Origin of the sequence: Bacillus sp. IBL03825, from assembly GCF_024712505.1 — a bacterium.
Taxonomy (GTDB): domain Bacteria; phylum Bacillota; class Bacilli; order Bacillales; family Bacillaceae_G; genus Bacillus_A; species Bacillus_A wiedmannii.
On record NZ_JAMXKE010000001.1, the window covers coordinates 2526401 to 2540534 of the forward strand.

Annotated in this window: 11 protein-coding genes; 5 read left to right on the plus strand and 6 right to left on the minus strand. The window is 31.9% G+C overall.

Annotated features, from left to right (window positions below; all coding sequences use genetic code 11):
* Positions 1 to 20: 20 nt before the first annotated feature.
* From pseG to pseI, 3 genes are read left to right on the plus strand one after another with little or no spacing between them, the layout of a single operon-like run.
* Positions 21 to 1121 (plus strand): UDP-2,4-diacetamido-2,4,6-trideoxy-beta-L-altropyranose hydrolase, encoded by a 1101-nt coding sequence (pseG, locus tag NHG49_RS12925; protein WP_222655326.1) that lies wholly within the window; start codon positions 21 to 23, stop codon positions 1119 to 1121.
* A gap of 1 nt (position 1122) precedes the next feature.
* Positions 1123 to 1683 carry a UDP-4-amino-4,6-dideoxy-N-acetyl-beta-L-altrosamine N-acetyltransferase gene (pseH, locus tag NHG49_RS12930; protein WP_064475267.1) on the plus strand — a complete coding sequence of 187 codons (561 nt, stop codon included), beginning with the start codon at positions 1123 to 1125 and terminating at the stop codon, positions 1681 to 1683.
* Complete coding sequence (gene pseI, locus NHG49_RS12935; protein ID WP_064475268.1) at positions 1676 to 2731, plus strand: pseudaminic acid synthase; 1056 nt, start codon at positions 1676 to 1678, stop codon at positions 2729 to 2731. Before pseH ends, pseI begins: the two co-directional genes overlap by 8 nt.
* A 727-nt stretch (positions 2732 to 3458) precedes the next feature.
* On the opposite strand, the gene NHG49_RS12940 is transcribed toward pseI, so the two are convergent.
* From NHG49_RS12940 to NHG49_RS12950, 3 genes are all read right to left on the minus strand, one after another.
* Positions 3459 to 4436, minus strand: a complete 978-nt coding sequence (locus tag NHG49_RS12940) for a CgeB family protein (protein ID WP_064475269.1) — start codon at positions 4434 to 4436, stop codon at positions 3459 to 3461.
* A 31-nt stretch (positions 4437 to 4467) separates the two neighbouring features.
* Positions 4468 to 4713 (minus strand): hypothetical protein, encoded by a 246-nt coding sequence (locus NHG49_RS12945; RefSeq protein ID WP_000477970.1) that lies wholly within the window; start codon positions 4711 to 4713, stop codon positions 4468 to 4470.
* A gap of 216 nt (positions 4714 to 4929) precedes the next feature.
* Entirely contained in the window at positions 4930 to 5163 is a 234-nt protein-coding gene (locus tag NHG49_RS12950) for a hypothetical protein (protein ID WP_064475270.1), read from the minus strand.
* Positions 5164 to 6561: 1398 nt separating this feature from the next.
* Between NHG49_RS12950 and NHG49_RS12955 the strand changes: the two genes are divergently transcribed.
* Both NHG49_RS12955 and NHG49_RS12960 read left to right on the plus strand, forming a co-directional pair.
* The gene (locus tag NHG49_RS12955; protein ID WP_222655325.1) at positions 6562 to 7761 is read left to right on the plus strand and encodes an NAD(P)/FAD-dependent oxidoreductase; all 1200 of its coding nucleotides are present in this window, start codon (positions 6562 to 6564) and stop codon (positions 7759 to 7761) included.
* A gap of 59 nt (positions 7762 to 7820) precedes the next feature.
* On the plus strand, positions 7821 to 9257 hold the full coding sequence (locus NHG49_RS12960; RefSeq protein ID WP_222655324.1) for an MBL fold metallo-hydrolase: 1437 nt from the start codon (positions 7821 to 7823) through the stop codon (positions 9255 to 9257).
* A 483-nt stretch (positions 9258 to 9740) separates the two neighbouring features.
* On the opposite strand, the gene NHG49_RS12965 is transcribed toward NHG49_RS12960, so the two are convergent.
* Genes NHG49_RS12965 through NHG49_RS12975 form a run of 3 tightly spaced genes read right to left on the minus strand, consistent with a single transcriptional unit; the run spans position 9741 to position 13463 of the window.
* A complete protein-coding gene (locus NHG49_RS12965) occupies positions 9741 to 10868 on the minus strand; it encodes a Ger(x)C family spore germination protein (protein ID WP_064475273.1) in 1128 nt (375 codons plus the stop codon).
* Positions 10865 to 11968, minus strand: coding sequence for a GerAB/ArcD/ProY family transporter (locus NHG49_RS12970; RefSeq protein WP_064475274.1), 1104 nt, complete (start codon positions 11966 to 11968; stop codon positions 10865 to 10867). The genes NHG49_RS12965 and NHG49_RS12970 overlap by 4 nt, the downstream gene beginning before the upstream one ends.
* Positions 11955 to 13463, minus strand: a complete 1509-nt coding sequence (locus tag NHG49_RS12975) for a spore germination protein (RefSeq protein ID WP_258126096.1) — start codon at positions 13461 to 13463, stop codon at positions 11955 to 11957. Before NHG49_RS12975 ends, NHG49_RS12970 begins: the two co-directional genes overlap by 14 nt.
* Positions 13464 to 14134 lie beyond the last annotated feature (671 nt).

The following is a 14134-nucleotide window of genomic DNA, read 5'->3' on the forward strand; positions in this document are numbered from 1 at the left end:
TTTAGTGAGGAGGGAGTATTTTGCTTGAGAAAAAAATTGCCTTTCGCGCCGACGCATCTATTGAAATAGGTACCGGTCATATTATGCGTTGTTTAACATTGGCCCATGAGTTACGGAATAAAGGTGCTCAAGTATATTTCATTTGTCGTAAGCTGCAAGGTGATTTACATCAATATATTTTAAATAAGGGATTTCATGTGTTTGTATTAGATGGAGATGGTGAGAATACGAATTTCTTAAGGACAGAACACGGGAGTTATTTAAATTGGCTAAAATATCATTGGTTTGTTGATGCACAGCAGACCAACGATATTTTATCGCAACTTCCCAACTTTGATTGGTTAATTGTTGATCATTATGGATTAGATAATAAGTGGGAGTCTGCTTTAAGAAAAAATGTAAGAAAAATAATGGTAATCGATGATCTTGCAAATCGAATGCACGACTGTGATTTGTTACTAGACCAAAATTTATACAATAACCTTAATGACCGCTATAAAGATTTAATACCAGAGCATTCATTAGTAAAACTGGGACCTAAATATGCTATATTACGGCCAGAATTTCATGCCGCTAATAAATTTTCACGAAAAAGGACAGGAGAAATTGAAAGGATCTTTATTTTTTTTGGTGGACATGATGTAACAAATGAGACATTAAAAACGTTAAGAGCCTTACAAAATATAGATAAAGATAACTTAAAAATAGACGTTGTGGTAGGAAGCCAAAATCCGCATAAAGAGGAGATTCAAACTTATTGTAAGAGTGTTTCTAACGCTTCGTTTTATTGTCAAATAGAGAACATGGAAGAGTTTCTCATACGAGCGGATTTAGGGATAGGAGCTGGGGGCACAACCACATGGGAACGATGCTTTCTTGGATTACCTTCTATAACAATTACAACTGCCCAAAATCAAATTGAAGTAACCAAGACTGTAGCGAAGGTTGGAGCTACATGGAATATTGGTACAGCTGAAAGTGTTTCGGATAAAGCAATTACGAAATGTCTAAACAAACTTTTATCAGATTATCAAATAGTGAAAGAAATGTCTAATAAAGCTCTTTCTATACAGTGTGCGAGTAATTCAAATGAAATAGCAAAACTTATTTTAGGAGGATAGTATGTTAAATATTAGGGATTTTCAATTGGAAAGGTTAGAAAAGAAAGATTTAGAACTTATTTTACAGTGGCGGAATACAAAAGAAATTCGCTCGGTTATGTATGAAGATCATCAAATAACAATAGACGAACATTTAAAGTGGTATGAAAAACTAGTAGTGGATGATACAAAAGTTGCAAGATTATTAACATATAAAGAAAAACCAATTGGATTTGTTAATTTTACAAAAATAGATAAATTGGATCGGACTTGTTATTGGGGATTTTATATAGGTGAAAAACAAAGCGTAAAACGTGCTGGAACGGTATTAGGTTTATTAGCATTAGACTATATTTTTGAAAAAAAAGACATACACAAAGTGTGTGCAGAAATAATAGAATCAAACCGTATTAGTTTAAATTTCCATCAGAGATTTGGGTTCCAAGAAGATGGAAGATATGAAAACTATATTTACAGGGATAATGATTATATTGATGTTATTACAATGGCCCTGTCTCATGAACAATGGGCGGAAAGGAAAGAAGCAATAAAAAAAGAACTTGAAGGTGAAAAAGATGAGTAATGTATATATCAGAGGTAGAGAGATTGGCAATAGCTTGCCACCATTTATTATTGCAGAAATGTCAGGGAATCATAATCAATCATTAGATAGGGCGTTGCAAATTGTAGAGGCAGCTGCGGAGGCTGGGGCACAAGGATTTAAAATTCAAACATATACACCAGATACAATGACTTTAAATATAGAAAATGGTGATTTTTTAATTCATGATACAAAAAGCTTATGGAAAGGTAAATCACTTTATCATTTATATAAAGAAGCTTATACACCATGGGAGTGGCATAAACCCATTTTTGATCGCTGTATAGAGTTAGGGATGGTACCATTTAGTACGCCGTTTGATGAAACAGCTGTAGACTTTCTAGAGTCATTAAATGTTTCTTGTTATAAAATCGCATCTTTTGAAAATACTGATATTCCCCTCATACGTAAAGTAGCAGCAACAGGAAAACCAATAATCATTTCGACAGGTATGGCTTCGATTGCTGAACTAGATGAAGCAGTAAGAGCTGCGAGAGAAGAGGGATGTAAAGAATTAATTCTATTAAAATGTACAAGTACGTATCCTGCATCTCCAAAATCTACAAACATAGTTACCATACCTCATATGAAGGAGTTATTTAAGTGTGAGGTAGGTTTATCTGATCATACACTTGGAGTAGGGGTATCAGTAGCGAGTGTTGCCTTTGGGGCAACAGTAATTGAGAAACATTTAACGCTCTCGAGATCGGATGGAGGAGTTGACGCTGATTTTTCAATGGAACCAGCTGAATTTAAATTATTAGTAAGCGAAACTGAAAAAGCATGGGAATCTTTGGGGAATGTATATTATGGCCCTACTGATATAGAAAAAGATTCGTTAAAATTTAGAAGATCATTATATGTAGTAGAAAACATAAAAGCGGGAGAAGTCTTTACAAATGAGAATATTAAAGCTATTAGACCAGGGAATGGTTTATTGCCAAAACACTTATCCAAAATTATCGGAAAAAAAGCGAGTAAGGATATTAAAAAAGGTACACCTATTTCGTGGGATTTAATTGGATACTGAGGAAATTAGAGCATTTATAGAGGGATTTATAACAAAAATGCTATTTTAGTAGAGAATAAATTTTAAAGGGACATTTAATAACTGAAGGTACCTTTATATTACTATTATTGGAATATGGATACCATATGTTGGGTGTTGAGAAATAAAAAATTCATTCGGCACAACAAAGCAGTCAGCGAAGTTAGCTAACCACCTGTTGAACAAAAGGAAATTAGGCCCTGCAAGTAATAGATGTGTAACCTAAAGTTACATTTATAGTGTAAACAAGATTGCATATGGTATACGAAATTGTATGTAATAAAAATTTCATTTTGTAGAAATAAAAAAGGCAATCGTCGCCGAATCGCCTTTTGATAAAACAGAGCACTTTCAAACATAATGTATTCGAAGTCTTACGATATGTGTAAATAAAGGAGCAGCTAGTAAAAGCTAACTGCTCAATACAGAAAAGAGAAGAACTACAGGGACGGTTAAATTCGCCTATCTTTATTATTGACGGAATGTTTAGTTTTATTCTGATAAACCTAAAAAGAGCACATTTAAAAAGTGCTCTTTAAGGAAAAAGTGAGATATCTCGAAGTAAATTAGGGTTTTTTACTTGGAAATAATATATGATTAATTCATCATAATGTTACTTCTTATTTATCTATGAACATTATCTGTAGAACGAATAGATTAATTTGAAAAAATCCCCTTGTGCACCTATATGCAGAAGGGGATTTTTATTTTAATGAAGGTGTGATTGTAAAATAGTCGTTATAAAATGGATTCTCTCATGAAAAGTATGCTGGGTAATAATTTTTGTATGAATTTTTCCGACCATTAATTCTTTTAAAATCGTATCATTCAAATGAAGAGATACTTTATTTAAACAGTCTTCAAAGCTGTTATAGGATATAATTTCATCTTTATTGAAGAAAGATGAAAGGTCAGGTTTTTCTTCAATAATTTGAAATCCTTGGCAAGCTGCAATATCAAAGGTACGATTATTAATAGTATTATTTTTCACTCTATTTTTATTTTTATTCTGTGGAAATAGATGACTACGATGAGGATTTAATATAAGACTAGCGTTATTATAATAGAGAGCAACTTCTTGAGGTGGAATCCATTCTTCTATAATCTTAATTCTTCGGTGATTCTTCCATTTTTTTAATAACTTATTTCTCCAGTGCTTACCAATAATGGTATAGTGATAAGGGGTTTTTTCCAAAAGAAACTGTATCAATTTCACACGGATTGGATAAGGATATCCAATGAACAAAACTTCACTTTTATATTTTGGATTTTTTAGACTAGGTTTAAATACATCTATATTAGTTGCTAATGGTAAGTGATATACATTGATATATCCTAAAGCTGTGTAATATTTAAGTGCTTCGCTATCAATAGTAAATATAAAATCAAAGTTATTTAATAGAAGAAGCGAAGTATCTATATAAAATGGATCCTCAGTTAACCAGACAGCTAATTTAATGTTCCTTTTTTTAAAATAATGAATTGCTTTTTGTGGTAGATGATTCCCTAATAAGGTGAATACAATATCAGGATGAAATGTTGCCGTAATGAAATCCAATTGTTCGAGTAATTCACACGGCTGTACTGCTAACCATTCAAAATTTTGATCGATAAATGCTCTCTGTATGCTTTGATCTAAATATTGATAGATTTTTGAGTAACCAGAAGTAATGTATAAGAGTTTCATATTTCAATCCCTGCTTTAGGTTTAAAATATATTATGAGATAAACGTAACACTTTCTATTTCTTTACAACTGATCTTAGTAATACTTGTAGTAGGAGGAGTAACTGAATTTTCCTCTTCTAATGTGACGATACAAGTATTAGGATTGAAATTTGTAAAAATAGCAGGTCCGATAATATTTCCAGATTTACCAGTAACAGTAACGACTTCGCCTGGTTGTAAATTTTTAAAAATACTACATACTCCACCTGAACAACCAAATAAATTGCATAAGAACAAATTTATCCCTCCTTTAAACAATATACTATATCATATGAAAGTTTGTAGAACGATGTGTAGACAAGTAACCTTTAGAAGAGAAAAAATTGAAATTAAAGCAATTTATTGAAACAATATAATGGTATATTTTGGGGTAAGTTGATTAGATTTTTCATGAAAAAAGACATTCATTAGAATGTCTTAAATATGGATTAAGCTCGAACCATCTGAATCATCTTAAGGAGTGGCTAAAGTAACACTTTCAATATCTTCACAACTTATAAATATAGTATTGGTAGAAGAGGGGGTAATCACATCTTCTTCAACTAAAACCACCGCACAAGTATTCGGAATGAATTGCGAAAAAGTAGCAGGCCCAATAATTTGACCCGATCTAGTAGTAACTGTAACAACTGTTCCCACTGGCCATACAGAGAATATAACACAAGCTAAACCTTCACATGCTGCCATATTAAACCCTCCTAACTCTAAGTATTAATAATGTATTAAATTCCAAACATTTTATAGTGTATGTGATAGTAATGTGAAGTGTTTGGACTAATAGAAGTCACCTCTGGGCTTTATCCCTTCATAATCAATTTGATAACTATTAAACCAATCCAAAGGCTTAAAAATACAATATGGTTAGAAGGTTTATATGTAACTATTTTTAAAAGGGCTTGTTAAGGGGAAATAAATGTTTTAAAAATGTGGCAAAAAATTGAACAAAAGCGTTATCTAAAAAAGAACACAAATCAGTGCTCTTAGAAAGTAGACTATATGGTTTTTGGATTAGTATATAATATCATATGCTAGTTTCTTTTAAGTGTGTAAATAAAATTAAATAAAAAGAACCAAAATACATATGTGCTCCATAAAAAGGTGACAGCTCACAAGGACTAATTTGCAAGCTGAATATAGATGCCAATCCAACTAATATATGCATTTTCCCATGCAGAGTTAAAAGATTCTATTATTTTCTCCGATAGAAGTACCCTTTCTCAAAAATTGAGTTTAATAGTGAAAGTGAAGCTCTAAAGAGCTTGAAATAATAAGCAGAAGGAGAATGGTTTTCAACCAATTATTTATCGTAACAAATAGGGGTTAGATGAGTTATTGCCAATTTTCACCCCAAAGCTTAAGCAGAGTTTTTAATAGAGGGAGTTCTTAATTGTTTTGTAATATAATGGGCTCCTATCCGAGGAGCTTTTTTTTATTACAATTTAACAATTTCATGTACCGTAATTATTAATAATAAAATCAAATATCTACAACAAAGGGATTCAGTTAAAGCTAGGTCAAACTAGGCTACAGTACTACATTAATATATAATGCATAAAAAGCTTATATTCATCTTTTTTCTTACCGTAGGTAAATAATGTAATTTTATAATAAGTGTTTACACAGCAGCTCAATTATTATATATACCGACTGCTCACATTATTGAGGGACTGGAAAAACAACAAAGACGTTCTCAAATGCATGTATAGATATTTATAATAAAGATTCAAAAAAGAATAGGTAATATAGCTATTGGAATAAGATTGTTTTTGTCTATCTCCTGAAAAGGAGGATGGACAAACCATACCAAAGAAACTTGCATTTCATTATCTATAGAAGTGTAATGTCATTAAAGTGAGATAGAATACAGGCTAATATTGAGAAATGTAAAGTTTGTAGAGTTTGAAACAAATTAAAGAAGTAACATAAGGGATTTAAGCATATAGTAATGTCGACGGATAACGTTAACAGAATATTCTTTTTAATAAGACAAAATAATAGTATTTTTATCTTATAATATTGTTACTACGATGAAATAAGGCTAATAATTAGTTAACTTAAAAATTAAATTCAGATAGGAAGAGGATAATGAAGACCAGAGATAATTATAAAATTATTGTGATTGGCGCTGGGACTGCAGGACTATCTTCTACTGCACATTTGTTACGAAATGTACCCCTATTGAAAGAAAGTATAGCTATTATTGATTCATCTAAAAAACATTACTTCCAACCATTATGGAGTTTAGTTGGGGGAGGAATTGTTTCAAAGGAATGTACGATGCGTGATCAAGAATCACTTATTCCAAAAGGAGCAACGTGGATTCCTAAAAGTGTTATTAAGTTGTTTCCAGATCAAAATAAGATACTTTTAGATGATGGAATGCTACTTGAATATGAGATTCTTATTGTAGCAGCCGGTATACAAATAAATTGGGGTGGTATTAAAGGCTTAAAGGAGTCTATTGGGACTAATGGGGTTTGTAGCAATTATTCTTATAAATATGTTGATTCTACTTGGAAAGAAATCGAAAAATTCAAAGGAGGAAATGCGATTTTTACCCACCCCAATACTCCTATTAAATGTGGTGGCGCCCCACAAAAAATTATGTATTTAGCAGAAGAGTATTTTTGTAATAGCGGTTTGAAAAATAGAAGTAAAGTAATGTTTTATTCTGCGAACGCTAACATATTTCAGGTACCGCGTTATGCTGAAACATTAGAAAAAGTACTAGAAAGAAAGCGAATTATAACGAACTATAATAAAAACTTAGTAGAAATTATCGCTGAAAAGAGAGAAGCAATTTTTGAAGATACGCAAACACTGAAACGAGAAACAGTACCATATAGTATGATACATGTTGTTCCACCAATGGGGCCACTTAATTTTATTAAAGAGAGTGAGATAAGTGATCATCAAGGCTGGGTTAATATAAGTCCTTATACATTGCAGCATGTACAATATAAGAATATTTTTGGACTTGGAGATTGTACCAATTTACCTACATCTAAAACTGGAGCGGCAATTCGAAAACAAATACCTGTTTTAAAACAAAATATTTTGGACGTACTTAATGGAAGAGACTTGCAGGCTAATTATGATGGGTATACATCCTGTCCGATTGTTACAGGATATAAAAGTCTTATACTCGCTGAATTTAACTATGAACATGAGCCTCAAGAAACGTTTCCATTTAATCAAGCGAAAGAACGGTATAGTATGTTTTTACTTAAAAGGTATATGTTGCCCTATATGTATTGGAATTTAATGTTGAAAGGGATTCTATAAGGAAGAGTTGTTGTAACAACCGAGAAGTAATTTGAAATAAGCATTTGGAGGGAATAGCTATGCTTTTAAAATATTTTTATGATGAAAAATTAGCTCATGCTTCCTATTTAGTCGGTTGTCAGAAGGAAGGCGAAGCAATTGTTATTGATCCCAGCCGCTATATAGAACAATATGTAGAATTTGCTAAGAAAGAGGGATTGGAAGTAATTGCTGCGGCTGAGACTCATATTCATGCAGATTTTCTATCTGGGTCTAGAGAACTTTCCCTTCTTTTTAATGCAAATTTATATGTATCAGATGAAGGAGATGGTGATTGGAAATATCAAAATCTTAACGAGGGCCGATACAATTTGGTTAGAGAGGGAACAGAGTTTAAGGTTGGTCATATAAAATTCAATGTCATTCATACCCCAGGGCATACGCCTGAAAGTATTTCCTTTTTAGTAACCGATACAACTCAAAATAATTATACGAATGATAAACCGATAGGAATATTCACAGGTGATTTTATATTTGTAGGAGATATAGGTAGACCTGATTTATTAGAAATTGCTGTTGGTATTAAAGATACCGCAAAAATAGGAGCGAAACAATTATTTGATTCTATACAAAAAATAAAAATACTCCCCGATTATTTGCAAATATGGCCATCACATGGTGCAGGAAGTGCATGTGGAAAAGCATTAGGAGCAATTCCAACTTCCACATTAGGTTATGAAAAGATGTTTAATTGGGCGTTTCAGAGTAATGATGAAGATAATTTTATATCGAATGTATTAACGGGACAGCCAGAGCCTCCAAAGTATTTTCCATTAATGAAGTATTTAAATAAGTATGGTCCACCAACTCGTAAGAAGAGAGAGATTACTGCTATTTATATAATAGAAGAACTTCAAGAAGTGATGAGGGGTGTTCAGCAAATAGTTGATATAAGGGATGTAGAGTGTTTTGCTGCTGGCCACATCGAGAAGTCAATTAACATACCGTATAACAATTCTTTCACAACTTGGTGTGGGGGGATATTAGATTATAAAAAAGAAACTTTAATAATTTTAGATGCGGAAAATGTTAAAGTGGAGGAAGTTATTAGAGACTTTGAGTCCATTGGCTTAGATAATATTATTGCTTTTGCACCTTCAAAGGTAATTCAAAGATTCCATAGTTTAGAGATTTATAAGGAAAAAACATCAAATGAATTATATCCGTTAATAAAAGATGGAAGTGTAAAAGTTATCGATGTGCGCAGTAAAAAAGAGTGGGATGAAGGACATCTTCATGATGCAATACATATTACTTTAGGTAATCTACTTGAACGGCTAGATGATGTACCGAAAAATTGTCCAATAGTTTTACAATGTCGAACGGGGTTACGTTCCGCTATAGCAGCTAGCATTTTACAAAAAGCTGATATAAAGAAAGTAGTTAATTTAAAGGGGGGATTTCTTGCGTGGAAAAAAGAAGGGCTCCCCTATACAACATGTAATCAAGAGATTTGAAATATATCAAAAGAGTCAAGGGGATAAATAATAAAATTCAATTGCTATCAGTATGGGATATATAAACTAAAAATGATTTATTAAAGCCGCATTAAACGATAAAATTAAGCACAAATATGCTAATGTGTATCTATTCTATCAAAGTAAATAAATAAGGTATTCGAACGAACTCAAAAAGCCGAAACCCCTTAACTTAGGAATTTCGGCTTTGATGTTAAATCATGGAGTTGCTATAGAAATGGTATCTGGCATGTTTACTGCAATAGAGTTATAAGTTCTTAAATCCCTTAAATTAGAAACTTGTTCTTGATTACCGTAGTTAAATTGTTGCCCTTTTAAAAGAACTGGTTAGATAAAAAAGAAAAATCTATTGGTTAGCATTTAACCGAAAGATTTTTCTTTGAATTAGCGTCTTTTTCATAATAATTATTGAGGAAGGGAAATTCGACTGAGAAATGCTGTCAAATAAAAGAATCGGCTAATCTAATTTCTAATGGTCCCAGTATCTTTTATTTTGACGTGTGTTTTTACAGTTATTTTAGCCTCTGCTAACGCTTGCAACCAATCACCTTTTAGTTTTTTCCACTCGTTATATTGAAAAGCTCTAGCATATAACGATAATCCGATAGGATCAATTTTATTCTTTTGTAATTCATACAACATATTTTGTAATTTCTTATTAATTTCTTTTTGAACCTCATTTTCTAAATTATGTATGTTTTTTTTATTATCATAATGCTCCTTAATTAAATGTGCATTAGTTTTTTCTATTACAGCTACATTAGCGTTTATATCGAAATTAAATACAAACTTTCCTTTTTGAAAATTAACCTCTATTTTCCTAGTCGCATTCTGTATTAATATAGAAGTGTTTGGTTTTTGGCTGGATTTTTTAGGTGGAAGCACAAGGTGTAGTATCATCCGGCCTTTATTTTTGGGCTTATTTAAAAGATTGAAGAACTTAACATTTTTTTTAGGGATACGGCTTAAATATTTACCTTGTCGATCTAAAAGTGCAATTCCTACTGTGTCGATTTCATTCATTGTTTTTTTGATAATTGGAACAGTTTGTGTCATTCCTTCTTCATTTTTTTCTCTCATTAATTGTTGAATCGTGGAAGAAACGGATTGATTATTTTGAATGGAGGATTCGATTACACTACTTATGTAAGATGGTAGTGATGGTTTATCGGGCTTATTAATTGTGAAAATTTCTTCTACAGGTCCATCAACAAGTACTACTTTAGCATTAATGGTGGCGTAAGGATCACGGTAAGAAGAATCAAGCTCCTGCATCCAATTTGCTTCTTGGGCCAATTTTTTCCCAATTAAAATGATTTCAGCTTTTGAGGCTGTCATATAGCCCGTTAACTTCGTATCTATTTTACTGAATCCATTATATACAGTGGATGCCTGCGCCCATTGCTCTATAGTACTTCTTTGCTGTTTATGATGAAAGAGTGGTATGCTTGTGCCCACTTTTATATCTCCATTAGAAGTTCTATCTAAGGCGATTAACAGGATTAATGAAACCTGTTCAAGAGGGATTCTTTGACTACAACCGATTAAACATACACAACAAGTTACAATCCATATCCATTTTCGAATCAAAGTTGTTTCCTCCTAGTTAACCAAGTGAAAAGAATGCTGTATGCGAAAAAAAAGATTGGTAATAGAATAAAGAAAATGATATTTAAGATATCCATAAGAGAATATATAAACAAATATTGATCTACGTCGGGATTTAGAAAAATAAATAAGCCGACTATTAAAAACATAAAACTAACGAGCACCCAATTGCGAGCATTTTTTTGAAAAAAAATGGTTACAGATTCAAAACTGAAAAATAAATACGGATATATTGTAGTAGAAAATACAATCAAATAGTAAGCGATATATATAATTTCTAATCGTTCTATGAATGAAAAACGAACCCCTTTTAACAAATGAAATACTGGCCAAATTACGTCTTTTATCCCCTCCGGACTAAAGTATATATAAGAAAGAATAGTCACATATAGATAGAAAAACATGGTTCCAGTATTCGCTATTAGTATTCCTTTTAGGGCTTTTTGTTTTTTTTGTAAGAACGGATAAATAAAATATGCAATTTCTAAGCCGGCATAAGGGGTAATTGTTTCTTTTGTTGCCTTTACAATAGGGGATATGCCATCTTTAAAAATAGGTAGTAGGTGTAAAGGATTGTAGTTACTCTTTAATGAAAACAGAAGAAATAGTGGCATCCAAGCAGTGAAGAAGAAAACAAGCATAGAATAACTAGTAAGAGCCCTTATCCCACTCAATGATAAAATAATAAAAGGCAATAGTAATAATATGGCGATTTGATAAGCAGGAGTGGAAGGGAATATCCACACTTTTATAATGTCAGTTGCCTTTAATAAAGTATTAAAACCAGCAAAAAATAGATAAAAGGCATATAAAAGAAGAAAAATTGTTCCTAGCCATTTACCAAAGTATGCTTTTAAAATCTGTGAGAAACTTTTGCTAGGACTTTTTTGTAACATTAATACAATAAATACGCCAATTATAGAAGTAACCATCCATCCCAGAATGATAGAAATCCAGCCATCTGTGCCAGCGGTAGTAGCAAGTGGGCTTGGCATAATTAACATACCTGATGCAAGTTGCAGTGAATGGATGAAAACAATAAATTCAAATAAAGTTATGTTTTGAAATTTAAGATTCCCCATGCGAACCACCTTCTTTTTTCTTTTTTTGTTTCGGCTGTCCTGTACTCGAGCGGGTGGTGATCATAGAAATAGGAAATCTTACAAAAGAATCTTTTAACTCTTGGAGACGAAATGGTGCTATTGGCAATCCGTATGGTGAACCATAGGAAGTTAATGAAACAAAATGAGCAAATAAGAGCATTAATCCACTAACAATACCTACAATCCCATAAAAATAGGCCAATAACATCATTGGAAAACGAATAAGCCGAATACAACTTGATAAATCATAATTAGAAACAATAAATGATGCAATGGCGGTAATAGATACGATAATAACCATAACGTTACTCACAAGACCAGCTTGAACAGCCGCCTGCCCAATTACAATCCCTCCAACAATTCCAATTGTTTGTCCAATTGGTTGTGGTAAGCGAATACCAGCTTCACGTAGCATTTCTAGTGTGATTTCCATTATAAAAGCTTCCAATAAAGGAGCGAAAGGGACTTTAACTCTTGACGTTGCAATAGAAGTGTATAGATCTAAAGGAATGATTTCAAAATGAAAAGAGACTATAGCAATATAAATTGCAGGTAAAAAAATAGCTATAATAAATCCTGCAAATCGTAATAAGCGAAAAAATGATGCAATGAGCCAATGTATATTATAATCATCTGGAGTCTGAAAAAATCCAATTAAATTCATTGGGACAATCATCGCACCAGGAGATCTATCAATTAACACTGCTACTTTTCCATCAAGTATATGATTAGAAATGGCATCAGGGCGTTCACTTAAATAAGCCTGTGGAAAAGGAGTCCAATTTTGATCCTTTGTAAAATTAGATAGTTCTCCAATGCTCAATATCGCATCCGTTTTAATTTTACAGATTCTAGTTTCTATTTCTTGGACCACATCTTCGTTTGCTACATCCCCTAAGTAAATTAAATAGACTAAAGAAGTGGCGCGTTCTCCAATTGTCAATTTTTTAATTTTCAATTCAGTAGAAGGAATATATCGACGAATTAAGCCTATGTTTTTTGTGGCATTCTCAATAAACCCATCATGTGAGCCTTTAATAGTAACTTCTGAAATTGGTTCTTGAATCGCTCTCTCTGCCCAACCTTTTGTATTTATTAGAAGGGACCTCTTTTCTCCTTCCATAAACAGTACACATTGTCCCTCAAGTAATCCTTCTTTAATTTCATTCCACGTATGTACTATTTTGGTATGAGTAGCAATAATATTAGAATTAAATATTTGGCTGTCCTCATTCACTTCTTGTAATAATGGTGTAACAACATTTCCTTTTAATGCAACACCATCTGTAAGGCCTTCAAAATAATATAGTAAAATATTCGTGTTTGTTTTTAATTGCAAAGGATGTTCGATTAAATCTGCACTAATATTAAAGATGTTATCTAATGTATTTTTAAGTTCTTTTAAGTTACTTGTTTGGATTTTTTCAATGGTTTTATCTGTCTTTGTTTCTAGGGTCTTTTCATTTAAGGACAAAATTGACACCTCTTTAATATATAACGATTAGTTGTAGTTATTATTTTTATATGTTTGAATTTTATTCACTAATTTAAACGGATTGAGATCAAGAATAACTAAAATTGAACTACTATATTATAAATTCAATAATTGAGAGTAAAAAAGTAGATGTAATTTGTGTAGAAATCTAAGTATCAAGATAGAAGTGAAATTTGAATGATTATAATAAAAAAGAACCCTTGATAGGTTCTTTTTAATAGTTGGTAAATATGTTGTCAACAATAGATGGCGATAAAGGTAGTAATTTAGATGTCTTTATGTTATTCAGCTGAATTTTGTAGGAAGAATTATTTTTTCATACCTCAATGCTCAATAAAAAAGGACATTTCATTTATTTGGGTGTTTTAGTGTATTTGAATTTTGCACGCTAACAAATTTTGTTTAGGGACAAAATGTGAAGTTTTATTCTGAAATAACAGAAAGTTAATGCGGCAAAATTCCTATTGGTAATTTGGATAGGTATCAAATATTCCTTTGGCCTTATTTTCTTGATATGACCGTACGTTTATATGTTTCTAAGGGAAAGAAATATTTTCATTTTTATTACCATCTATTGTTTGATTAAGATGGTAACACGAAAATGAAACGTTTACAACCAGAAAATAAAGAAAAAATATTAAAATACGACT

Excerpts from the sequence above, each read along its gene's own strand:
- pseH (WP_064475267.1), top strand. The coding sequence starts at position 1,123 with ATGTTAAATATTAGGGATTTTCAATTGGAAAGGTTAGAAAAGAAAGAT.
- pseI (WP_064475268.1), top strand. The coding sequence starts at position 1,676 with ATGAGTAATGTATATATCAGAGGTAGAGAGATTGGCAATAGCTTGCCA.
- NHG49_RS12940 (WP_064475269.1), bottom strand. The coding sequence starts at position 4,436 with ATGAAACTCTTATACATTACTTCTGGTTACTCAAAAATCTATCAATAT.
- NHG49_RS12950 (WP_064475270.1), bottom strand. The coding sequence starts at position 5,163 with ATGGCAGCATGTGAAGGTTTAGCTTGTGTTATATTCTCTGTATGGCCA.
- NHG49_RS12955 (WP_222655325.1), top strand. The coding sequence starts at position 6,562 with ATGAAGACCAGAGATAATTATAAAATTATTGTGATTGGCGCTGGGACT.
- NHG49_RS12960 (WP_222655324.1), top strand. The coding sequence starts at position 7,821 with ATGCTTTTAAAATATTTTTATGATGAAAAATTAGCTCATGCTTCCTAT.
- NHG49_RS12970 (WP_064475274.1), bottom strand. The coding sequence starts at position 11,968 with ATGGGGAATCTTAAATTTCAAAACATAACTTTATTTGAATTTATTGTT.